Raw genomic sequence first — 23,598 nt, forward strand, 5'->3', positions numbered from 1 at the left:
ATGTCAACTAAAGCACTCTGCATTCTCGGTTCCCTCTTCTTATTCTTCGGCTGTAGCCAGGAAGGCAGTACCGCTGATACTCCGGTAGAACCGGAGGCCCCCGCTCAGACAGTAGATGCTTCGCAAGCAGAACCAGCAGCAAAGAAACAAGCCACTCCCGCCATTCCCGGTGCCCCCACCTTTGAACGTGAAGGGATCACCGCTCAAATTGCCAACTGGGAACAGTTACAGGAATTCATCGGCAGTCAAGACGGAAAAATCGTTGTCGTTGATCTCTGGTCGAGCTGGTGCGAACCCTGCCTACGCGAGTTCCCACACCTGGTCGCGCTGCAGAAGAAATATCCGGAAAAAGTCGTCTGCGTTTCCTTCAACCTGAACTACGACGGCAGTAAAAACTCTCCCCCGGAATCCAGCAGCGACGAATTAATGGAATTCTTTACAAAGCAGAAGGCAGATATCGTCAACCTGATTTCCAGTACGCCTGACGAAGATCTTTACAAGGCGCTCAATCTCGCATCAATTCCTGCAGCCTATGTCTATGGCACCGATGGAAAACTGCAGAAACGCTTCGACAATGAAACCCTCGCGTATGGACAGGAAGGGTTCAACTACAAAGAACACATCATCCCTTTTATCGATGAATTGCTCCAGCAGTCACAAAAGCCGACTGAATAATCACGCGTCCCTGTCTGATTGCTGATCAGGCAAACGTAAAATAGATCCCCGCCATGATGCCAGCAAGCAGAATTGCAATCAGTCGCGGATCGGTAATTCCTGACAGGGGGTTCAGCACGATTTCTCTTAACGGATTTTGCCAGCACATCATTTTAATCTGATCTTCCGAGGGAGGAGGAGTCAGCAGGCTGACTGCCACAAACACGACCGAACAGATCACGAACAGCCACCACGCCTGCAGCAAAAAGGGAATCCCCAAATCTTTTGTGATCATTTCAAAGCCAAAATCGAGCGCAAAAGTAAGTCCGCCCAGTATCGAACCGATGACTAACGTTGCCAGCGAAGCCTGTGCAGTCCCGCGTTTCCAGAGAACGCCCCAGATGAATACGGTAGTGATGGGTGGTGCCAGGCAGGCGATCATGCTGTTCAACCCGGAAAAAATACTCTCAAATTTATTCCCCATCGTTGACCAGCCAATCGCCAGAATCATCACTACGACGGCAGTGATCCGCCCGACAATGACCAGTCGGGCATCGCTCGTTTCCGGTTTCAATTTTTTCACGACATCAATGCTGATCAAAGTCGCCGTGCTGTTCAATGCCCCGGCAATTGTGCTCATCAAAGCGGCCAGCAAACCGGCGGCAATCAGGCCTTTTAATCCTTCCGGGATCAGCTCTTTAATCAACACCGGCAATGCTTTGTTGGGATCCTCGCCAATCTGATCCTGAAACAATACATAGGCAAGCACACCGGGAAAAACCATAATCAATAACGGCAAAACTTTAATGAAGCCGGCAAATAAAGGCCCTGCCTGTGCATCCTTTACGGTTTCTCCCCCCAGCACGCGCTGCACAATTGTCTGGTCCGCACACCAGTACCAGATTCCCAGAACCGGGTAGCCCAGAATAAAGGCATACCACGAAAACCCACCGCTTTCGTGTAACATACTCATATGTTTTTCAGGTAGCGCCGCTCGCAGTTTCGTAATTGAATCGATTCCCTGCTCATTCAATGCGCCCGCTGCAAAATAAGTCACCGCGATCGAACCGATGATTAACAGTACCGTCTGAATCGACTCGGTAATCACCACAGCTTTCAGACCACCGACTACGGTATACAATGTCGTAATTGCTGAAATCACCAGGACAGAAGTAATGACGTCAATTCCGAAAAATTCGTGAATCACAGTCGAACCCGCATACAATGTCATGCCGATGTGAATAAATAAAGCAGCCACCACCCCCATAATCGCCAGCACAATGCGCGAACCTGCACTGAAACGCTGTTCCAGGTAATCAGGCAAAGTGACCAGTCCGCTGCGATGATAGATGGGGGCAAAGATCAGGCCCAGTAAAATCAGTGTAAAAGCCGCCAGACATTCAAAATTACCAACGACCAGTCCGACGCGATATCCATCGGCGGCCAGCCCTATCAGATGCACGGTGGAAATATTCGTAGCAAATAATGACAGTCCAATGGTCGGCCACTTCAAAGACCGCCCCGCCAGGAAATAACTGTCGACGGTCTGTTTCTGTTTCCGACTGACGAACAATCCCATTCCGGTAATCAAAACCAGGTAGGCGACTATGATTACGGAATCGAGAACAGAAATATCCAGTTGATTAGCTGCCAGCAGGAATGGCGCGTTCATAGAGAGGCAATCACGTCAAAGATTCGGTAGGGGAGACTTCTACTTCTGAAGAACTCTCTTCTTCGCAGATTTGTTCGGTTGTTTTCAGCGGTGGCAGACCACTTGTGGAAGCCAGTTGGTTAAACTGATTAATCAATCGCAGTCCCACCGGAATCCCCGACCGCAGACGCTCGGCTCGAGTCAATGCCTCAGGCTCTCCCGGATAGTAAACTTTCCCTCCTGTTTCCAGAGGCTTTACTGCGCCCCAGCGCTGAATCAACTCTGCAATGCGTTCCTGAAACGTTTCCACTTCGGTAAATCGGCTGATATCAATCGCCCCTACCATTCCCCCCAACAGACGTCGCTGTGTCAGATCGCCATACATTTTGGGAATATCCGGTCCAATGGGAGCCCCACCCAGTAACGCGCACAGTACATCAATCATCAGCCCCAGACCTGAACCTTTGAAACCACCAAACGGGAATAAAGCCACCACCTTACTCGGATCCGTCGTACCACGACCATTGGCATCCAGTGCCCAGTCTCCCGGGATCGAAACCCCTTCCGTCGCGGCATTGGCAATCGTATTCCAGGGCGTAATGCTTGTCGCCATATCCAGACAGAGCGATTTCCCCTCTTTCCCTGGTGCGGTCATGCAGATGGGGTTCGTCCCGCAAAAAGGTTCCGCAGCGCCATGAGGCGTTACCATCGGATCAACGTGTGTAAACGCAAAGCCGATCATCCCGGCCTCTGCAATCCGCAATCCGTAATAAGCCAGTGCCCCGCAATGCGAAGAATTACAGATCGACACCCAGCCGGCACCTGACTCCCGCGCCAGTTCGACTGCATGGTCGGCAGCTTTCACCATCGCCAACTGCCCTAACCCATGATCGCCGTCCACCCGACCTACGGCATCTCCCAGCGGTTCCCATTCCATTTCCGGTCGGGACTTAATGCTCTTCTGCCGAATTCGTTCCAGGTAATGCGGCAATCGCGCCACGCCATGGGAATCGATTCCACGCAGATTCGACTCTACCAGAGTATCCACAACCAGGTCTGCATCTTCCTCGGTCAAATTTGCCTGCAACAGCAACTGGAGACAGAACTCCTTCAGATATTCAGGCTCAATCAGAGAACTCTCAACTTCGATCTGTGCCAAAGGTCACCTCTACTTATTATTCTTACGACACATCCTTCAATGTGACACGAAACACAATTCGACTCAAACAGGTTAACGAATGAGTACAATAATATCTTTTTTCAGGCAAACAGATCAGACATCACTTCGCCATGCACATCAGTCAGTCGGAAATCGCGACCGGCGAACTGATAGGTTAATTTCTTGTGATTCAGCCCCAGTAAATGCAGGATCGTCGCATGCAAATCATGCACGTGCACCTTATTCTGGACGGCGTAATAGCCATAATCATCAGTGGCGCCATACTGCAGCCCCCCTTTAATGCCTCCTCCTGCCATCCACATTGTGTAACCCTGGGGGTTATGATCGCGACCGTCTGCCCCCTGGCTGACAGGTGTCCTGCCGAACTCACCACCCCAGAGCACCAGCGTGTCCTCCAGCAGGCCGCGTGTTTTCAAATCCTGCAAGAGCGCCGCAATGGGTTGATCGACCTCTTTACAGTTTCGTGGCATTGCCGTCTTCAATCCCGCATGCTGATCCCATTTATAACTGTGGGTGATCTGCACGAAGCGAACGCCCCGCTCCGCAAAACGCCGCGCCATCAGACACTGACGACCAAAGTTTTTTGTGACATCCTGATCCAGGCCATACAGTTTCTGTGTCGCCTCGGATTCATCGCTGATATCCTGCAGCTCCGGCGCCGCCGTCTGCATCCGATAAGCCAGTTCAAATGAATTAATACGCCCCTCCAGCGCCGCGTCCGGGCCGGACTCAGCCAGATGCTCCCGGTTCATCTGCTGCAGATAATTCAATTCTTTCCGCTGCACTGACATCGGAATTCCGCTCTCATTTTTGATGAAAGGAATCAATGCCCGATCCGCTGGAATGCTCGCATTGCCGATCGGCGTTCCCTGAAAATCGGCAGGCAGAAACGAAGAGCTGTAAGCGTTCACCCCCCCATGCGTCAATGTGGGACAAACCGTTATGAAACCAGGCAGGTCCCGGTTCTCGGAACCCAGGCCATACGTAATCCACGAGCCCATACTGGGCCGGATAAACGTATCACTGCCAGTATGCAGTTCCAGCAGCGCCCCGCCATGCCGTGAGTTGGAACCATACATTGAATTGACAATACACAGATCATCAACGCAACCCGCTACATGCGGAAACAGTTCACTCACCCAGGCACCACTCTCTCCATGCTGCTTGAACTTCCAGGGGGACCCCAGCAGATTTCCTGTCTGAGCAGAAAACACTTGAGGCTTGTCAAACGGCAAAGGCTTGCCGCTGTCTTTCTGTAACTGTGGTTTATAATCAAACGTATCCATATGCGACGGACCGCCGTGCATGAACAGAAAGATTACACGCTTCGCTTTCGGCGTGAAATGCGGCGTCTGTCTGGGTTTGTTCCGGGCCGCCTGACTCTCATTTCCCAGCAATGCCGCCAGCGCCAGACTCCCAAAACCAGCAGAACTGCGTCGCAGCATTTCCCGACGCGAAAGCGGCCTTGATTCCAGATTGCTTTTCCAGTGATTCATAACTAATCCCGTTTCAGACAAACCCTGCTATTCAAATCGTTGTCACTTCAATCCACAAACAGAAATTCATTCGAAGAAATTAACACGCGACACAGACTCTGCCAGGCTCGTAACTCTTGTTGATCCGCAGGCAAATCCAGAACAGCGAGTTCCCCCCGATACAGTTTCAGGTAAGCCAGCGCCTGTGTGGTTTCGTTCTCAGTCGCCGATCGACCGAAGATACGTTCATAAATCCGATTGACTTTCGCCGGTCCTTCCAGATGTGTCTCATGCAGGATCGACTCAGCGAAGTCCTCTGTATTCTGCATGATGAATTTACTGTTCATCATGAATAAAGCCTGTGGCGCCACCGTCGTATGCACCCGGTTTCCTGACAGCACACTCGGGTCGGCAAAGTCAAACGCCTGCAACACGTCATACAAGGCGCTGCGGATGATTGGCAGATAGACCGAACGTCGATTGGTCTGGTAGACCACCGGATCCACATTCCGCGTACTGGTCACATATTTGCGATTCTCTACGTTCAACAGCGAGCCTCCCATCTCGTAATCCAGCTTACCGCTGACGGCAAGAATCGAATCGCGAATGGCTTCCGCTTCCAGACGCCGCCGATTCATGCGCCACAACAGGCGATTCTCAGGATCAACGGCTGCCATCTCCGGATTGTACTCCGTACTCATCTGGTAGGTAGCCGACAGCATGATCAGACGATGCATGTCTTTGATCGACCAGCCGTGTTCCACAAACTGCACCGCCAGCCAGTCCAGCAACTCAGGATGCGAAGGGCGTTCCCCCAGCTTTCCGAAGTTGTCCGTTGTTCTGACAATCCCGGCTCCAAAATGCCAGCGCCAGATTCGATTGACCATCACCCGTGCCGTCAATGGATGCGAACCACTGGTCAGCCACTCCGCCAGTTGCAGTCGTCCACTTTGCTGATCATCAATGGGAGTCTGATCTTCTCCCTCAATAATTCGCAAGAACTGGCGGGGAACTTCTTTACCCAGCGTAAAATGACTGCCGCGTAGATGTACCTTGATATTTTCCGGTTTCTGTTCGGAAACCGCCATTGCCGTTGGATACCTGGGAAGTGCTGCTGTTAACTCTTTCTGCTTACCTCGTTTTGTGTTGAGCTGCGTCAGGATTTCCGCAGTATAGTTGCTCTCCCGGTCTGCCGATAACGCGAACGGGCCCTTGGGATCATACAGCACGCTGCGGATCGCTTCCCGCTCTGAATCAGGCAAGACGTTCGCATCCGTATCAGCTTTTGCTTCCTGATATGCCAGCCATTCCTGATCCACCTCGGTAAACAACTCCTGGTACAGTTTTGCCGCTTTGACCAGTCTCTGGTCTTCCGGCACATCCTTAAGAACCTCGAAGCGCTTCAAGTTCGAACTCAACTTCTCCGGAACAGTTCCACTCTGAACCAGCTCATTCCAGACTACGAACGGGGAACCCTTTTCTCCTGCAGGTTTTTTCAGGTACTCCGCCCACTGCAGCAGGAATCCCCCCACCAGTTTTTCTGAAGGCGGTGCCAGAGCAGCGATCCTGTTTTCATTTTTATCAGACGATATTTGAGGTTTCGCAATCAACAGCTTATCAAAATGGGGAAACGCATTTTTACTTTCCAGGCGAACCAGGTTCTGACCCGCCTTGAACTGATATACCCCCTGCACTTTCCACTGCTGTGATTTGGGATACCAGCTGCCGGTCACTTCACCGGCGGCACTGTCATTGACCAGATCACTATTTATCAACAGTTGAACCGGACGCGCCGCAGCAGCCGCATAACGGATTTCCAGTTGGTAGCGGCCTGCTTCCGGAATTTCGACCTCATACTCGGCGATATTCGGCAGCTTCCCCGCGTTATAGATGACACCAATTCCCTCACCATAGCCGATATTGGACTTCTTCACATTGCCCGTCTGATATGCCTCTGCTTCCAGCAGAATTGCAGACTGCGATTGATACAAACGGGGATCAGCGCCTATCGATCGGGCGTCGTTTGACTGCTGATCCTGATAATTTTTGATCTCAGCTGCCAGTAGATAAGCGGCAATTTTTCCGCGTTCCTCAGCCAGCAGCCGCTCGTCTGCCTGGTCTATGATCGATTTGATCTCAGCATCCAGCGTAGCAATCTGCTGTTTCTGCTCTTCCAGCGCTTTGATCTCCGCCGGACTGGCCAGCAGCTGTTCCTGCCAGCGGGCTACGACCTTGAAGTTCTCCATCGTTTTCGTACTTTTGAAGATCCCCGCCAGCGAGTAATAATCTTCAATCGGAATCGGATCGAATTTGTGAGTATGACAGCGGGCACAACCGAGTGTCAGCCCCATGAAAGTCCGCCCTACCGTATCCAACTGCTCGTCGATGATATCCATCTGCATTTTCATCTGGTCATCTTCGGCCAGCATCTTCGCCCCGATAGAGAGAAAACCGGTCGCCGTGATTTTCTCATTTCGCTGTTCCGTATCAGTGCTCGCCGCCAGTATGTCTCCTGCCAGTTGTTCCTGCAGAAACTGATCGAAGGGTTTATCATTGTTGAATGCAGCGATCACATAATCTCGATACCGCCAGGCGTTGGCATACGATAAGTTTTCATCCAGTCCGTTCGAATCAGCATAGCGGGCCACATCCAGCCAGTGACGTCCCCAGCGTTCTCCATAGCGAGGCGAAGCCAGCAGTCGGTCAATCACCCGGGCAAACGCATCAGGTGACTCATCTTTCAGAAAGGCTTCGATTTCGGCCCGCGTGGGAGGTAACCCTGTCAAATCAAATGTAGCACGGCGGATCAATGTCTCTCTGTCAGCCGCAGCAGCGGGAGTTCCTCCCTGCGCTTCCAGCTTGGCAAGTACAAATCGATCGAGTGGACTCTTCACCCAGTCGTTATGCTGAACTTCAGGAAACTTTGGCGGGCGAGGAGGTTGAAAGGCCCAGAATTCCTGTTGTGCCTGCGTAAACAGCGGGCCCTCGGATGTCTCCTCTTTCAGTTCCATGACTGGTTTCGCATCAGGCCAGTAGGCACCGCTGCGAACCCACTCTGTCAGATCACTGATCTCTTTCTGAGACAGCTTATCCTTCGGCGGCATATGTAATTGGCCACTATGTTTGACCGCACTGATCATCAGGCTCTCAGCAGGTTTTCCTGCGACAATTGCCGGGCCTCGCTCTCCGCCTATCACAAGTCCCGCGAAAGTATCTACCCGCAAACCACTCTCAATCGAATCCTCGCTGTGGCAGTCATAACACTGGTTGATCAGCAAGGGGCGAATCCGCGTTTCGAAGAATTCTGCTTTCTTCAAGTCCGCTTCCGATGCGAACAGTGGACGCAGCGTGGTCAGGCTGATTATTAAACTCAATCCCCAAAATACCAGGAGTTGTCGCTTCATTCATCTGCTTCCGGGAGGGTACGTGTGTGTGAAGTAACTCTCTACTTACAACCGTTTTTCTTCAGGCAGGATAAGTACGAAACGGCACTGGGCAGCCAGTGACGCCAAAGATCATATATTATATATAATCATATCCGGCAGGCAAAATCAACTGCAATACGCCAGCAGATCCCGACTTTTATCAAATGAATTCCTCAGACACATTCTCTCTTAAATCAGCCAGCTCTTCAGAGTTGGCGTAAAAAAACACGCCCCGAAATCAAGGCGTGTCATTTAATGCTTGTAAGATGCTCAGCCGCCACTTATCGCTGCACGACTCCGTACTCGGCCTGCAACTGCTTCACCACATAATCCATCAACTGCTGGGCTTCCCCGGACGTCAGAGTATGCAGTGCATCGCGGAACAGCATGCGAATCGTCAGGCTCATCGCTCCTTCACCCACGCTTTCGCCTGAGAAGGTATCTACACAGACCACACTTTCCAGTTCAGGCTGCAGCACAAAATCGGCTCCTGCGTCTTTTCGTGGTTCTGTTTCCAGGTTTTCTACAGCGGCAGTGAATGCCTTTTCCAGAGAGGCTTCAATTTCTGCATAGTGCAGATCGCTGGGTACGACAATCGAAATATCGCGGGCGATCACCTGAGTTCGCGCCAGGCCTTTGAACATGCCCGGCGGCGACTTCACGGTAATCAGAGTCGACAGATCCAGTTCGAATCCATAGAGAGGCACACGGGCCCGGTCTTTGATGCCCAGCGCATCCAAATCGATGCGCCCCAGCGCCCCAATGCGGTGTTCACCCTGGCTGATCACGGCGAACTCTTCTCCACGGTATCCCTTTGCCGGTGTATCACTGGCAAACGTGCAATCATCGACACTCAGATGCGAGAGCAGATTCTCAACCAGTCCCTTGGCACGCAGGAAATCAATGTCTTTCTCAGAAGCAATCCACGCGGAATCGTTGACAGGTCCCCCCAGCACGCCTCCCAGCATCCACCGCTCATCAATCTCATTGTTCTGCCGGAATGTCCGATCGACTTCGAAGAACCGAAAGCTGCTGGCACCACGGCGGGCATTGCGTTCTACCACTTCAATCAGGCTGCCCACCAGACTCTGACGGAGCGTCGTCATCTCTTTGGAAATGGGGTTCTGTACCTGAATTGCGTCCCCGGGCCACTGGCTGAAAGAGAGAGCGATCTGTTCGGTCGTTAAAGGAGGCGTCCGGCATTCCAGGAAACCGTTACTCGTCAGAAAACCGGCAACATTGCTTCGCAGTCCATCGGTTTCCGAAACGCGCCCCTTGGTCGTGGTCGCCATCATCGGTTTCATATCGATACTGTCATACCGCAGCAGCCGGGCCACATCTTCCGCCAGCACGACTTCATTATTGACATCGACGCGCCAGGTGGGAACCGAAATGGTGAGATCATCGTCGGCCGTCATTTCCAGCTTGGTCAGACAGTCCTTGATCTGTTCGCCACTGATCTCCGTCCCCAGAATCTTGGAAATACGCGCGGCACTTAACGTGAACTGAGTCGACTGTTTGACGCGCGGATAACGATCTGTGACGGCTGAAGCGGGACTGGCGGCTGAAAGCTCCGCATCTTGTAGCAGTTCGGCGGCGCGGTTGAATGCACCACACAGCATGTCGTTCGGGTCAGTACCCCGTTCGAAGCGATACGAAGAATCCGTGCCAATCCGCAGTTTGCGGGCAGAGGTCCGGATACAAACCGGATCGAAACAGGCCGCTTCCAGCAGAATCCGCCTGGAATCAGTTGTGGTCTGGGAATCCCAGCCCCCCATGATCCCTGCCAGCGCAATCGGCTGTTCCCCATCAGCAATCACCAATGGTTCGTGAGTGGCGTCCACTTCCGCTTCATCCAGCAGTTTGAGTTTTTCTTCATTCCGAATGCGACGGACTTCAATCTTATTTCCTTGGAGTGAATCGAAGTCGAACGCGTGTAGCGGCTGTCCCCACTCCAACATCACAAAGTTGGTGATATCCACGACATTGTTAATCGGTCGCAATCCCGCGGTTTGCAAACGACTCTGTAGCCAGTGGGGTGAAGTGCGCACCTGCACGCCATCAAAGACCTGGCAGGCATACCGCGAACAGAGTGAGTCATCCACGATCTCGACAGTGACCGCATCCCCCTTGCCGGCCTGCGAATTCAACTCGCGGGCACTGGGATATTTCAACTGCATATCCAGCACGGCGGCCACTTCCCTGGCAACACCAATCATCCCCAGACAGTCAGGCCGGTTCGGCAGTACCGAAACTTCAACCAGTGATTCCTCAATCGGTGAGACCGCAGGCAGACTCGCGCCCAGCAGGGCTTCATCTTTGAAAACCTGTAAACCGGTCGACCGGGCAATCAGTCCCAGTTCGCCGTCCAGGCAGAGCATGCCCTGCGAGGTAACGCCTTTGAACTTGCCTTCACCAATCAACGCGCCACTCGGCAGCTTCGTACCGGAAACCGCGACAGGCACACCCCAGCCAATTTCGACAGGATGCGAAGAGGCACAGACGATGGTAATCAGTTTACCTTTTTCGATTTCCACCTGGCATTCATACAAAGCGCCATTATCACCCAATGGCTTCTTCTCGCGAATAAACCCGATGCGGATCGGCTCCAGGGCTTCTGCAAGATGAAATTCTTCTTCGACTTCCAGGCCGACGGTCATGAAAGCGTCGAGCAGTTCCTGTTCTTGACAGTCTGACGCCAGGTAATCGCGCAACCAACCAGTATTAATTCGCATCGTTCTCTCTTCTTATGCCAGAAAATTCGTGCCAGGTTTTACCAGGAACAGTGGATTAAAACTGACGCAAAAACGCTTCTTCATTTTCGTACATCAGCCGGATATCACTGATCCCGTGTCGAATCATCGCCATCCGGTCCAGTCCCAGACCAAAGGCAAAACCTTGCCACTGCTCCGAATCCACACCGCCCGCCTGCAGTACCTCAGGTCGAATCATGCCGGCGCCCAGGATCTCCAGCCATTTGCCGTTAAACATCACATCCACTTCCGCACTCGGCGTGGTGAACGGGAAATAACTTGGCCGAAAACGCAGCTGCACGTCTTCACCAAATAAAGCACTCGCCAACTGATACAGAACCCACTTCAGATCAGCAAAGCTGATATCCTGATCAATGGCAATCACGTCCAGCTGATGGAAAATGGGAAAATGGGATGCATCAATTTCGTCACGACGGTAACAGCGTCCCGAAGTCATCGCCCGCAACGGCGGTGGCCCGAACTCTTTCATTGCCCGGGTCTGAAAAGCTGAGGTGTGGGTGCGTAATACATTCCCGACGGTGGTGTAGAACGAATCGTGCATATCTCGCGCGGGATGCCAGTCGGGGGTATTCAACGCGTCAAAGTTGAAGAATTCAGTTTCGACTTCAGGATAATCATCGTAGCGAAAGCCCAGGCCGATCAGAATCGATTTCACTTCTTCCATCGTCGCCATCAGGGGATGACGATGGCCAGGCAGCGACCGTACCCCCGGCAAAGTCACATCGATGGCATCGATTTGGGGGCCGGTTTTTTCGCTGGATTCCAATGCCTCTTTTTTATCAGTCAGCGCCGTCTGAATGCTCTGCTTGACGGCGTTCAGCGTTTTACCAAACTCGCGTTTTTCTTCTGGCGACAATGACTTCAACTGCTGCTGCAGCGATTTCAGCTTCCCCTTTTTTCCCAGGTACTGGACCCGCACTTCATCCAGTTCCGCAAGAGTTTGAGCCGCCGCGATGCTCTCCATGGCGGCTTCTACCAGCGCGTCATTATTGTCAGACATTTTAATTCTTCAGATGTTCGAATATTCTGTTTGTGGATTGAGTACTCTACACGAGATCGACTCGCTCATATCTCAAGGATAGACAACGAGTTGCGCGCAAAGTCCGCCTGAGGTCGGGATTGTAACTATTCCTGCACCATTCTGCAACTACCCCTTAACCGCGCCTGATCTTCATTGATCAGAAGCCCTGAACAGCTCTAAGTTTAGCAAAATCAGGGGTTTGCATAGAAAAAGGACGTACCTGCTTAAGGGTCTGACAGGCAGAAGACCTCGCAGGTTCTCTTCTGTGAAGTTCACAGACAAACGACCGTAAACTACCCGTTCAGAATTTCGGTGACCACGTCCCCGTACACGTCGGTCAGACGGAAATCGCGGCCCGCATATCGATAAGTCAGCCGCTTATGATCCATGCCCATCAGATGCAGCAGCGTGGCGTGCAGATCGTGGATATGCACTTTATCGCGGGTCGCATAGTAACCGTATTCATCAGTGGCCCCATGCACGTGCCCCCGTTTCACCCCTGCACCGGCGAGCCACATCGAATAGCCCTGCGGATTATGGTCGCGACCATTTTTCCCCTGTGCGATCGGGGTCCGGCCGAATTCGCCTCCCCACACCACCAGGGTATCTTCCAGCAGTCCCCGCTGCTTCAGATCAGCCAGCAACCCCGCAATGGGCTTATCGACCATTTTGGAATTCCGTTCATGACCGTTTTTCAAACCGCTATGCTGATCCCAACGGTTATTCCCCAATGCGACTTCAATATACCGCACCCCGGCTTCTGCAAAGCGGCGGGCCATCAGACACTGGCGACCGAAGTTCTCAGTGGTCTTGTCATCGATGCCGTACAGCGCTTGTGTCTCTTTGGTTTCTGAATTCAGATCCATCAGGGTGGGAACTTCCGACTGCATGCGGAACGCCAGCTCATACGAATTAATCACGCCTTCGATTTCGTTATCGACCTGGACTTGTGCCAGATGTCGTTCATTCATCGCCTGCAACAGTCCCAGTTGTTTGCGCTGCTGACTGACCGAGGCACCATTGTTGTCCAGAAAACGGATTTGTGCTTCTTTAGCAGCGGTGTCGGCATCACCAATCGCGGTTCCCTGGTAGGCGGCTGGCAAGAACGCACTACCATAATTCCGCACACCACCATGTCCCCGCGAAGGGCAGATCGAAATGAAGCCCGGCAGATTATTGTTCTCCGTCCCCAGCCCATACACCATCCACGAACCGACCGAAGGCCTGACCAGACTGTCCGAACCGGTATGCAGTTTCATCACTGCCTGTCCATGCGACTGACCGTTGGTATGCATCGAATTGATCACGCACAGATCATCAGCGTGCTCAGCGACATTGTCAAACAGTTCAGAAATCCACAGACCGCTCTCACCCCGCTGCTTGAACTTCCACGGCGATTTCATCAATCGCAGATTTTCCTGCGAAGACTTTTCAATGTTTTTAGCGGCCTTAAATGGCAGTCGCTGACCATCCTCTTTATTCAGACGGGGCTTGTAATCGAACGTGTCTACCTGGCTGGGACCGCCATGCATAAACAGAAAGATCACTCGTTTAGCCCGCGGTTCAAAGTGAGGCGTCTTTGTCATCAACGGTGACTGAGACTTCAACGCTGCTTCCCCGCTCAAACCTGCCAGCGCCATGTAGCCAAAGCCACACGCTGAGGATTTTAACATCTGTCGTCGTGATAAATTGAGAGCTTCCATAACAGATCATTCTTTATTCAAAGGCGAGTAAATCCTGTGATTCACGCTGTGAGGTTAATTCAAAAAGCGAAATTCGGTCGAAGCAAACAGGATCTGACAGTACGAGGCCCACGCCTGCTGAGCCGCCGCTTTCGTGTCGGAATTTTTCGCATTCTGCTGCTTGAGAGAATCGATGTACTGGACGGCTTCGGTCTGCTCGGCTGCCGTTGCTTTACGCCCCAGACAAGCCAGGTACAACCGGGACACACGCTGGCGATCACTCTGATCTGAGTCTGACAGCAGTTTTGATGCTGTCTGCTCCGCCTGAGAAACGACGAACGGACTGTTCATCATAAACAGCGCCTGCGCAGGCACGGTCGTTACCGGACGATTCCCGACCAGCATTTCCGGAGCAGGAAAATCAAACACAGTCAACGCCGCTGGTACATTGCCGCGCACGATCGGCAGATAAATGCTGCGCCGAAACTCAGACGGGTTCTGCTCCACCTTCTTATTTCGATTCGGGCTGATCGCCTGCTCGGGATAGTGTGCAACCGAAGAGCCCCCTTGCTGCAGATCGAGTTTTCCTGAAATCGACAGGACCGCATCGCGAATTTTTTCCGCGGAGAGCCGACGGCGATTCATCCGCCACACCAGGTGGTTTCCCGGATCTTTCTGATATCGTTCATCACTGAAGTCGGAACTCAGACGATACGTATTGCTCACCATGATCTCGCGAATCAACGTCTTCATCGACCAGCCTTCCGCGACAAACCGCTGTGCCAGATAGTCCAGCAGTTCCGGATGCGTGGGCTGTTCCCCCAGGTGACCGAAGTTATCGACACTGCGGACCAGACCGTTTCCGAACAGGTGCTTCCAGATGCGATTCACCATCACACGACTGGTCAGCGGATTCTGCGACTGACTCAACCAGTTGGCCAGTTCCAGACGTCCACTCTGCTGCGGACTCACGGTCGGCGGATCCTGCAGCGAAGCAATCGTCAGAAATCCGCGATCGACTTTATCACCCAGTTGATGAATATTTCCCCGCCGGGCAATCCGGTAGTCTGCCGGGTCAGGCTGCTCACCCACGGCCAGCGCCATCGGTGCCGGCGGCGGTGCATTCTCTTTTAATTTCGCCAGATCCGACTTAAGCGTTTTGACACTCGCCTGCAGTTCCTTAATCTGTTTCTGTTTCGCAGCAGCATCGGGTTTTGCTTCTGTTTTTTTTGCCAGCTTCACATCCGGTTTGGGCAGTTCGAACTGGGGCAAAAACTGAACCGCATCGACAACCACATAGCCGGAAGTCCCCTTGTTGGAGATTTCCACATAGCCGGCTGTTCCTGCTGCGAATTCAAAACTGCCCAGTGAAGTGAAGATACCGTCAATTGGCCCCTGCTTCGTTTGATCCACATTGACCGTCTTCAACCCCTGTTCGGTTTGAATCGTCACAGGCACTTTCTGAGCGCGACCGTTACTGCCCGGAAACGCAAACCGGACTTCGTACTTACCAGCGGCCGGCAGATCCGGGGTGAAGCGAATTGCCTTCTTTCCCTGCTCCTCGTTCATATCATGCACGTAGCCGACACCCAGGTAATTTTTGGAATAAACCGATTCCTGCCAGGCACCCGTTTTCTTCGCCTCGGCATCGTCGACGACAATTCCCGCCAGTTTTTTCAAACGCTGCTGCTGACTGGTGTCTCCCTGCAGTTTCTTTAACGCATCAGACTGAGACTTCAGTTTTTCTTCCAGCGTTTTCAGATCAGTTTCATATTTCTTAATCGCCGCTGCATGCTCCGGCTTGATCGGTAGTGGACGCGTCATCCAACCTGAAACAAACTGGTTACCCAGGCGGTTACCATGCACGGTTTCCGTACTGCGAAAGATTCCGGCGAGTGCGTAATAATCGGTCATCGGAATTGGATCGAACTTGTGATCGTGACAGCGGGCACAGCCCAGTGTCATTCCCATCAAGGCGCGACCGGTGACATCTATCTGTTCATCGACCACATCCATGCGGAGCTTTTCTTTATCCCGCTCACTCAGCATCTTGGCACCCATCACCAGGAAACCGGTCGCGACGATCTTCTCTGTCCGCTCTGCATCATTTTCAAATGGCAGCAGGTCGCCGGCGATCTGTTCGCGGATAAACTCATTATAAGGCTTATCTTGATTGAAGGCCTGGATGACATAATCGCGGTACCGCCACGCATTATAAAACGTCAGGTTGATATCCAGCCCATTCGAATCCGCATACCGCGCCAGGTCCAGCCAGTGACGGCCCCACGTCTCACCATATTGAGGCGATTCCAACAGGCGATCAATCAGATGTTCGTACGCCTGGGGAGAAGGATCATTCACAAACTGCTCAATCTGTTTCGGCGTCGGAGGTAAACCGGTCAGATCAAAATAAACGCGTCGCACCAGCGTCTGGCGATCCGCACTCTTGACGGGCGTCATCTGCTTCGCTTCCAGCCTGGACAAAATGAACTGATCAATGTCATTCGTCGGCCAACGACTCTGTTTCACTTCCGGAACTTCCGGCTTGGTCAGTGGACGAAACGACCAGAACTCGCGTTCTTTCTCAAAGTCAATAGACAGCTTCGAATTCTGCTGCGGACTGGTCTTCACCTCTCCCTCGCGCGGATCCGGTGCACCCATCTGAATCCACTTGCGGAAGTCAGCGATGATGTTCGCCGGCAGTTTCTCATCCGGTGGCATCGCGTAAAAATCGGGATCATGTTCGATCGCCTGCAACAGTAGACTCGACTTCAGATTGCCCGGCACCACTGCTTTCCCCGAATCGCCACCCATGCGAATTCCGGCCCGCGTATCCAGTACGAACGAAGCGTTCTCCGGATCGGGTTCCCCGGCATGGCAATCGTAACAATATTCCACCAGCACGGGACGGATTTTATTCTCGAAGAATTCAATCCCGGCCTGCTTCTGCTGAATCGCTGTTTGTGGATTTTCTGCGTAGGCCCGCTGATTGATGATACAGACAACGGCAAGACTCAGGCAGGACAGATAAAGGAAAGGACGCAAAGCAGTTCTCCTTCTCGAAGCTTTCAGATGAACGCACTCAATTTGCTTAGGGAAGCTCACTCTCGGGGATTGAAAGACAGGCAGGAGGGAATCAGTAAACTCTGATCAGGCCTGAATTTTAATCATCGTCCAGTATAACGCATCAACGCCGATCCATGAACTAAATAAACGCATTTTCCACGCAGTTTTAGCCAGTTCTCACGCAGAACTTACCAGATCAGCACGAAACGCAGGCAAAGCACTTTTATTAACGAAATAAAATAATTCCGAATTCAGCCTCGAAGCCAGATTTCACGAATCAGCGGCTTAAAAACAGGTCGTTCTGATGGAGCCTGCAGGACGATTGACATTCGTTTTTGCTACCACGAAAAACACGAAAGGACACGAAAAAACTTCGGGTGGGCACGAATGCAATTCGGGCCGAGCGCAGCGAGCAGGAGGTTTCAGCCCACGAGATCAATTCATCACAGAGCGACCAACTGAAATAATTTATCTTGAGGAACGCATACTATTCACATTGTCTGCCCTACGACCTCCTGTTGCCTGCGGCAATACCGGATTACATCCGGTACCATCCACATCCGCTTCTACAATGTGGCCAACCTGCGTCAGCATTTTTTCGTGTCTTTTTGTGTCTTTCGTGGTAGCAAAAAAATCCGTGGTTGAAATTTTTCGCGGTCCCACATACAAACAGCATCATTTCACAGGAAAGGGAACCGCATTCGATACCCCCACGGACTTGCCGCGAAATCCCTGATTGCCGCTTGACCTATACGTGCCCCAGACACGGTATTCGTCCCCCACTGCCGGCAGTTCCACCTTGTCGCCAATGTAATAATACATCTCTGCCTTCACGCGAACATCCTGATCCGTTTCAAACTTAATGCTCACAGAACCGGAATCGGATTTATCGACTTCCTTGACTTTACCGGCAATCCCCAGCGACTTGCGCTCCACATCAAAGTCGGAATCGGAATTTTCCGGCTTGTGAATATACTTCTTGTCCACAGACTCTGAATCTTTCGCAAACTCAGCTGCAAGTTCACTGGCTTGAACCACGGGGAAGGGCTTCCCTTCGACCGACACAACTTTGCAGTCGACCGGTCGTGCTGAAAATTCCCCCGAGTGTTTAAATTCTATAGTGACCGTCTGGCCGGGCCCTACCGACCGCCAGACTGGCGGGCCGAAAAATTCACATGACACATCATTGACTGTATTCTCATCCTTGGGAAGGTACAGATCCAAAGCGGTCGCGGGCTTCTTTTCATCGTAGTAGCCCAGGTTGATTCCCATATCGCTCACTTCGCCCATGATCCGAATCGTACGTCCTTTTAAATGCTCCGTCTTATAGTTCAGCTCTTTCTTGTGATCCTTCCACTGCCTGGCAGTCATGACAATCGGATCCGCTTCATAATCGACCGGCTTAGGCTCAGTAGCTGCGGAAGGTTTAGCCCCCTGCTCTTTCTTAGCAGTCTCAGGCTTAGCTGTCTCAGGCTTAGCTGTCTCAGGCTTAGCTGTCTCAGGCTTAGCAGTCTCAGGCTCAGCAGTCTCAGGCTCAGCAGTCTCAGGCTCAGCAGTCTCAGGTTTGACAGTCTCGGGCTCCGCACTCTCGGGTGCCTCCGTCTTCGACTCACCACTGCAACCCACACACACGAAACACATCAACAACAGAACTAACACTTGCCGAAACATAATCAGACTCCAGTGAGACGAAAAAGAATACCGCCTCTTCGCAAAGAGACATAGTCAGTCAAAGTGGAATGAACAGGCATCACTTCAGAGGTGTGCCCAGGTAATAAATTCGAAGAAGCTACCTGAAACATGACGAGCACTGACATGAACTAAATCATCCTATCAGCAGCCTTAGAAAACTACAAGCGTATAGTATTTCTGTTTAGTCATTCCATGAAACCTGAGCCAGTAGATTTTCGTGTCTTTTCGTGCTTTTCGTGGCAGTAAAATTCGAATCCATTTCGCGCTCCCAGCGGGTGGGCTCAAATGTAATTCGGGCCGAGCGCAGCGAGCAGGAAACTGACAGTGTTGTGTGCAGGCAAGAGAAATCTGGGGTTGCTCTTAAGCCTGTCGAGAACAGAGTTCGTAAAGAGTATTACCAGTTTATACTTTTACTCTGACAATTTCCTGTTGCCTGCGGCAATACCGGATTACATCCGGTACCAACCACTGCTTCTCTTGGAATAACCACACAGTAATTTCTGTGCTTTTTCGTGGTCGCAAATTTTCGCCACGCAATCAGTCAGCTCTTTCAGTTTTTTTCACTTCATCGCCAACTGAACTCCCGAACGTTTTCAATGTTCGCTCAGGTAGCATCCGACCCTCTCTTTTCTTTCACGGATCGATATTCAAGTTCATCCCAGTTAAAACGTCCGATCCAGTACTGATGCTCCTGGTCATAGTCGATCACCGCAGGCGTTTCCAGAAAATCCGGTTGGCCAGTTTCATCGATGTCATCTGGCTGGCTTAATATGACTTTCATCCCGCGCGAAAACTGCACTCCCTGTTCTTCCAGATCCCGCCATGTCCCCATACAAACCAGGATCGCATTTCGATCCTGGTCCAGTTTATTAAAGTCAGCATAGATTCGCGGAATTGTCATTTGAACTCGTGAGCTTGAATCAAATCAAAAAGAATTCCTAGCTTCGATATTATAACGAAATTCAGTCGTTCATGCCTTTCACGATACACTCCGTTGTTGGGAAGTACATCATCGACCAACCGTCAGCACAACCGTTGCACCTTTTTGCCGAAATGGTGACTGCATGTAGCCGGTCGTAGGCAGATCGACCTGAATATGCAATCGCTGCCGCTGTCCTTCCCTTTCGACAACATAGCTCAGCAGACGGTTGGGAATGTCCTCCCCGGCTGCCCGGACCTCGGTGACCTCGACAGAGCTGATATCCTGCCAGTCCTCCGGCAGGTCGACAACAATCAATGCGCGATCGTTAAACAGCTGTTTGTTTGAGGCCAGATCCGCATGATACGTATCCGTATATTCGCTCTTCAATTGCATGTTCGACAATACCGCACTGATCTGCAACTGGTCGGCACCGCTACGCGTCGTCGTAATCTCAAAAGGTGGCCTGGTGAACGCCTCTGAAACTATCAGCGCGGGGTCTCCAAACAGGATCCGCGACGCGGTCCCCTTGAGCATCACGTCGCTGGGAGTCCATTTCGGAGAGGGCATCTGATCCACAAACGGCTCGAGTTCAGGCAGCATCCCTCCATTCCCCAGGATCACGCCGTTATGAGTGTGACGCATGACATCACCCAGCGATCGTCCGGTATAGGCCAGGTATTCCATTTCCTGGTAGACCGGAATCCCGTGATCAGGATGCAGGGCAGCCAGGTAGGCGATGGTACTGTTATCGAGCAGGTTCAGACAAAAGCTTTTTTCCGCGGAGACCGTCTGACTCTCGACCTTCCCTTTTGGGGTCCATTGTTTATACCAGCGACTGGTGACCCCCGTATAACAGGCACCATTAAAGATCACACTGGGAGAGAGTTTCAGTTGTTTCGCCTGCTGACCTTGCAGTCCGTCGATCACCCCGTCCGGATCGCCATGCCCGCCCAGATGAATCAACCCGGCTCCCTGCAGCGCATCCAGTCGGCTGTCGGTAAATCCGTCTGCACCGTGCGAAATACTCGCCAGTGCTGTCCGCTCCTGATACACGGGAATCATAAAACATCCCGCCTGCTGCAGGAACTGGTTCTGAGGAGCCTGAGGGTTGGGTCCGAAATTATCGATGAGCTTACCCGGTAAAGTGGATTCACCCTTCACGGCTTTGGCAGTCCGCTCCACGAATGATGTGACTGCGTCTGGATTCGCACCGGTAATAAATCCACTGCTCACATCAACGAGTGGGTCATCATCAATCCGGGTGGTCAATGCCAGCCATTTCCAGGCAAAGTTCACATCAAGTTCGTCCGGCTTGATAAATATCAGCGCATACCGTGGCTGGATGGTGCGGAGTGACTCCAGCAGCGATTCCAGATCTTCAAGGGAAAACTTCAACCGGGTGGCATGCGGATGCAGAGCCTCTGCTTTCTGAATCGCCTGTTGGTAATCGCGATCAGCGGCTGCAGTCACCAGAATCACATAGGGGCCTGACTTGTCCAGTCGCACGGACAAAGGTTGACGTGGCTTTGAGAACGCGAATGGCTGACAGGCGAAGAGCACCACAAAACTGGAAACAGCAATTCCAGCCAGACTCAAGGTCCAGATCAAAGCCTGACGTTTGTGTGACTGCATCACCATAGTTCATTTCCTGTCATTCAGCCGACACGGATCGATTCGGCAGCGATGCGTCGGTTTTCTGCCTGTTGATAATTTTTGCGAATCACCGGAATCAAAGCACCGGGGATGATGGAAAACATCAATCCCACCATCAGAATTGGATACCAGATTCCATAAGGTTGTCCGCTGATAAGCGCGAACAGGCCGACACCACTCAGGATCAGTCCGATGATTACGAACATGAACATCCCGCCGAGGATGACTTTGCGGCCCTTTCCGCGCGGAGACAGAATTCCGCACAAAGCCCCCCATATGCCGCACAATGCTCCCGCGCCACCGCCGACAATCGCCCCGAACCAGGCGCCAAATGTAACAGGATCAAACCAGGGTGCATCCATAATGCTATTCCTCTTGCCTCTAGACTGTGTCCAGAATTAGTAAAGCGTCTCCAGGTCTATAGGGACCGAGTCTCTAAGATTGTCAGACGCTATGGTTCAATGTGAATCGCTCTAGTGAGTCGATCGATGTAATTCGAGAATACTCTGCGCCGCTGCTCCGGTGAGCTGGCCGGTTTCTACCAGATTGGCCAGCAGATTCGCCATCTCATCGCGCTCACGGTTTTCGACCAGCATTTCCAGCCGCACGATCAGTTTATCCAGCCGTGCCCGCACGGTCGGATAGCTGATACCGTAATAACGGGCCACTTGTTTCAACGAACCGGAGGCCAGCACCAGCTGCAATATGAACTCCAGATTCTCCTGATCCAGAGTCAGCAGGGGATGCTCCGGTCGATGAGTTTGACCAGAAACCAGCCGCGACGGGACGGCCATTTCCTTTACAGATTCAGATAGCTTGATATCGCTCATGTTTAATATTATTCAACCATACTTTAACATTGTAAACAACAATATCAATAAATTTGAATAATTATTCAAACCAGTCCTGATCTTAAACAGATAAGAATTTATATTTCCAATCCAATTACAGACAAAAAATCTCCCTGACGAGGGGTGAACCTAATCGAATCCGGGATAGTAGCAGCGAGCAGGAATCTGTCGGTGTATCGATTGTGTAAGAGATGCCTAAATTTGGCCCATACTCTAGAGAACATTTAATAAACAATAAATTATTTGATCAGGAACAACTGATTAAGAAATAATATCGTTTTCTGCTCCTGTAAATAACGTAGATCACTACTACATCGCTTTGATTAATAACACAAGTAGGTTTGAAATGAATAAGCAACTTGAAACACTGATTGAATTCATGCCTCCACCACAACATCTGCATGATCATCAAATCAACTGGCACGCAGTTGAAGAAGTATTAGGATTGAAATATCCGACCAGCTTTAAAGAATTTATCAGCGTCTATGGTGCGAGCAAGTGGTTTGATTATTTCTCCCCGTTTTATCTTACATCAAATGATGAAGTCCAATTAGGCGATTTCTGTAAAACTGCTGCTTACTATCTCGATTATTTGAAGGACAATATTCTTACCAGCCAGCAGAAAGGGGATTATATACCTCAAGATTTTGTCCCGTTCCCTGAAGCGGGTTGCTATTTGCCATTCATGATTGATGAAGGTAGTAACTTCTATTTTTGGAAAACAGACATGAGCTCTCCAGAAGATTGGCCGATTATTATTGGCCCCTATGGGGAATTAAATATCTTAGAAAATATGAGCATTACGGAAATGTTTCTGAGTTATCTAAACAGGGAACCACCAATGTTTGATATTTGGGGAGATATAAACGATGTGCCACCAGAAGAAATGACAGTAGAATGAAAAGCTGTATTGTCAAAATCGGTCTGTTCAATTTGGTAGCCCCGAAATCTCATCCCCTTCAATTTTCGTGTCCTTTCGTGTCCTTTCGTGTTTTTCGTGGTAGCAAAAAAACCGTTGTTGAAAAATTTCGCGGTCCCCACAGTTTTCTTTTGCCCCGCGCACCGCGTCCCCTATAATAAACGTTCATTGATCTATCCCACCACCACGCCCCCCTGATGGAGGAAGACACACCATGGATCGCAGGACGTTTCTACAGGGTTCAGCCGCCGGGCTGGCCTCGCTCTCTCTCGAACAGGTCGCCAAAGCCGCCGCCAGTGAACGCATCCGCGTCGGCGTCATCGGCGCTGCCGGTCGCGCCTCGGCTCTCAATCGCCACTTCGCTGAAAATCCCCACGCTGAAATCGTCACGATCGCCGAGATCGATTCCGCCCGGCTCGGCAACACCGTAGACACCGTGACGAAACTGCAGGGCAAACAGCCTTCCGTCACGCAGGATTTCCGCCATCTGCTCGATGACAACAGTCTCGACGCCATCGTGGTGGGAACTCCCGATCACTGGCACGCCATCCCTACGATCCTTGCCTGCCAGGCCGGCAAAGATGTCTATGTTGAAAAACCGGACGGCCACAACATCGTCGAAGGGCAGCGAAT

General features: G+C 51.6%; 15 protein-coding genes and 1 pseudogene. 3 read left to right on the top strand and 13 right to left on the bottom strand.

What is annotated here, in order from left to right; translation table 11 throughout:
* On the top strand, positions 1 to 675 hold the full coding sequence (locus ACN0YH_RS26140; RefSeq protein ID WP_417382548.1) for a thioredoxin-like domain-containing protein: 675 nt from the start codon (positions 1 to 3) through the stop codon (positions 673 to 675).
* A gap of 25 nt (positions 676 to 700) precedes the next feature.
* On the opposite strand, the gene ACN0YH_RS26145 is transcribed toward ACN0YH_RS26140, so the two are convergent.
* From ACN0YH_RS26145 to ACN0YH_RS26205, 13 genes are all read right to left on the bottom strand, one after another.
* On the bottom strand, positions 701 to 2,326 hold the full coding sequence (locus ACN0YH_RS26145; RefSeq protein ID WP_417382549.1) for a sodium:solute symporter: 1,626 nt from the start codon (positions 2,324 to 2,326) through the stop codon (positions 701 to 703).
* 10 nt (positions 2,327 to 2,336) lie between these two features.
* Entirely contained in the window at positions 2,337 to 3,464 is a 1,128-nt protein-coding gene (locus ACN0YH_RS26150; RefSeq protein ID WP_417382550.1) for an Ldh family oxidoreductase, read from the bottom strand.
* Between the two features lie 101 nt (positions 3,465 to 3,565).
* On the bottom strand, positions 3,566 to 4,981 hold the full coding sequence (locus ACN0YH_RS26155) for a DUF1501 domain-containing protein (RefSeq protein WP_417382551.1): 1,416 nt from the start codon (positions 4,979 to 4,981) through the stop codon (positions 3,566 to 3,568).
* 47 nt (positions 4,982 to 5,028) lie between these two features.
* Positions 5,029 to 8,364 carry a DUF1553 domain-containing protein gene (locus ACN0YH_RS26160; RefSeq protein ID WP_417382552.1) on the bottom strand — a complete coding sequence of 1,112 codons (3,336 nt, stop codon included), beginning with the start codon at positions 8,362 to 8,364 and terminating at the stop codon, positions 5,029 to 5,031.
* 302 nt (positions 8,365 to 8,666) lie between these two features.
* Positions 8,667 to 11,120, bottom strand: coding sequence for a phenylalanine--tRNA ligase subunit beta (gene pheT, locus ACN0YH_RS26165; RefSeq protein WP_417382553.1), 2,454 nt, complete (start codon positions 11,118 to 11,120; stop codon positions 8,667 to 8,669).
* A 55-nt stretch (positions 11,121 to 11,175) separates the two neighbouring features.
* On the bottom strand, positions 11,176 to 12,159 hold the full coding sequence (gene pheS / locus ACN0YH_RS26170) for a phenylalanine--tRNA ligase subunit alpha (protein WP_417382554.1): 984 nt from the start codon (positions 12,157 to 12,159) through the stop codon (positions 11,176 to 11,178).
* Positions 12,160 to 12,473: 314 nt separating this feature from the next.
* Positions 12,474 to 13,883: a DUF1501 domain-containing protein gene (locus ACN0YH_RS26175; protein WP_417382555.1), complete on the bottom strand. Its 1,410-nt coding sequence runs from the start codon at positions 13,881 to 13,883 to the stop codon at positions 12,474 to 12,476.
* A gap of 54 nt (positions 13,884 to 13,937) precedes the next feature.
* Positions 13,938 to 16,907, bottom strand: coding sequence for a DUF1553 domain-containing protein (locus tag ACN0YH_RS26180; RefSeq protein WP_417382556.1), 2,970 nt, complete (start codon positions 16,905 to 16,907; stop codon positions 13,938 to 13,940).
* Between the two features lie 696 nt (positions 16,908 to 17,603).
* On the bottom strand, positions 17,604 to 18,599 hold the full coding sequence (locus tag ACN0YH_RS26185) for a hypothetical protein (RefSeq protein WP_417382557.1): 996 nt from the start codon (positions 18,597 to 18,599) through the stop codon (positions 17,604 to 17,606).
* 625 nt (positions 18,600 to 19,224) lie between these two features.
* Positions 19,225 to 19,521, bottom strand: coding sequence for a hypothetical protein (locus tag ACN0YH_RS26190; protein WP_417382558.1), 297 nt, complete (start codon positions 19,519 to 19,521; stop codon positions 19,225 to 19,227).
* Between the two features lie 108 nt (positions 19,522 to 19,629).
* The gene (locus tag ACN0YH_RS26195) at positions 19,630 to 21,180 is read right to left on the bottom strand and encodes a hypothetical protein (protein WP_417382559.1); all 1,551 of its coding nucleotides are present in this window, start codon (positions 21,178 to 21,180) and stop codon (positions 19,630 to 19,632) included.
* A gap of 17 nt (positions 21,181 to 21,197) precedes the next feature.
* Entirely contained in the window at positions 21,198 to 21,557 is a 360-nt protein-coding gene (locus tag ACN0YH_RS26200; protein ID WP_417382560.1) for a hypothetical protein, read from the bottom strand.
* A gap of 111 nt (positions 21,558 to 21,668) precedes the next feature.
* Positions 21,669 to 21,989, bottom strand: a complete 321-nt coding sequence (locus ACN0YH_RS26205) for a DUF2089 family protein (RefSeq protein WP_417382561.1) — start codon at positions 21,987 to 21,989, stop codon at positions 21,669 to 21,671.
* Positions 21,990 to 22,392: 403 nt separating this feature from the next.
* On the opposite strand from ACN0YH_RS26205, the gene ACN0YH_RS26210 reads away from it, so the two are divergent.
* Entirely contained in the window at positions 22,393 to 22,947 is a 555-nt protein-coding gene (locus tag ACN0YH_RS26210) for an SMI1/KNR4 family protein (protein WP_417382562.1), read from the top strand.
* A 232-nt stretch (positions 22,948 to 23,179) separates the two neighbouring features.
* Positions 23,180 to 23,581: pseudogene (locus ACN0YH_RS26215) on the top strand (Gfo/Idh/MocA family protein); the annotation flags it as partial.
* Positions 23,582 to 23,598 lie beyond the last annotated feature (17 nt).

The organism is Gimesia sp. (genome assembly GCF_048262075.1).
Lineage (GTDB): Bacteria > Planctomycetota > Planctomycetia > Planctomycetales > Planctomycetaceae > Gimesia.

What these genes read in the sequence shown, in the direction of transcription:
- ACN0YH_RS26210 (WP_417382562.1), top strand. Translation starts at nt 22,393, where the DNA reads ATGAATAAGCAACTTGAAACACTGATTGAATTCATGCCTCCACCACAA.
- ACN0YH_RS26140 (WP_417382548.1), top strand. Translation starts at nt 1, where the DNA reads ATGTCAACTAAAGCACTCTGCATTCTCGGTTCCCTCTTCTTATTCTTC.
- ACN0YH_RS26190 (WP_417382558.1), bottom strand. Translation starts at nt 19,521, where the DNA reads ATGACAATTCCGCGAATCTATGCTGACTTTAATAAACTGGACCAGGAT.
- ACN0YH_RS26175 (WP_417382555.1), bottom strand. Translation starts at nt 13,883, where the DNA reads ATGGAAGCTCTCAATTTATCACGACGACAGATGTTAAAATCCTCAGCG.
- ACN0YH_RS26200 (WP_417382560.1), bottom strand. Translation starts at nt 21,557, where the DNA reads ATGGATGCACCCTGGTTTGATCCTGTTACATTTGGCGCCTGGTTCGGG.
- ACN0YH_RS26195 (WP_417382559.1), bottom strand. Translation starts at nt 21,180, where the DNA reads ATGGTGATGCAGTCACACAAACGTCAGGCTTTGATCTGGACCTTGAGT.
- ACN0YH_RS26160 (WP_417382552.1), bottom strand. Translation starts at nt 8,364, where the DNA reads ATGAAGCGACAACTCCTGGTATTTTGGGGATTGAGTTTAATAATCAGC.
- pheS (WP_417382554.1), bottom strand. Translation starts at nt 12,159, where the DNA reads ATGTCTGACAATAATGACGCGCTGGTAGAAGCCGCCATGGAGAGCATC.
- ACN0YH_RS26185 (WP_417382557.1), bottom strand. Translation starts at nt 18,599, where the DNA reads ATGTTTCGGCAAGTGTTAGTTCTGTTGTTGATGTGTTTCGTGTGTGTG.
- ACN0YH_RS26205 (WP_417382561.1), bottom strand. Translation starts at nt 21,989, where the DNA reads ATGGCCGTCCCGTCGCGGCTGGTTTCTGGTCAAACTCATCGACCGGAG.
- ACN0YH_RS26155 (WP_417382551.1), bottom strand. Translation starts at nt 4,981, where the DNA reads ATGAATCACTGGAAAAGCAATCTGGAATCAAGGCCGCTTTCGCGTCGG.
- ACN0YH_RS26145 (WP_417382549.1), bottom strand. Translation starts at nt 2,326, where the DNA reads ATGAACGCGCCATTCCTGCTGGCAGCTAATCAACTGGATATTTCTGTT.
- pheT (WP_417382553.1), bottom strand. Translation starts at nt 11,120, where the DNA reads ATGCGAATTAATACTGGTTGGTTGCGCGATTACCTGGCGTCAGACTGT.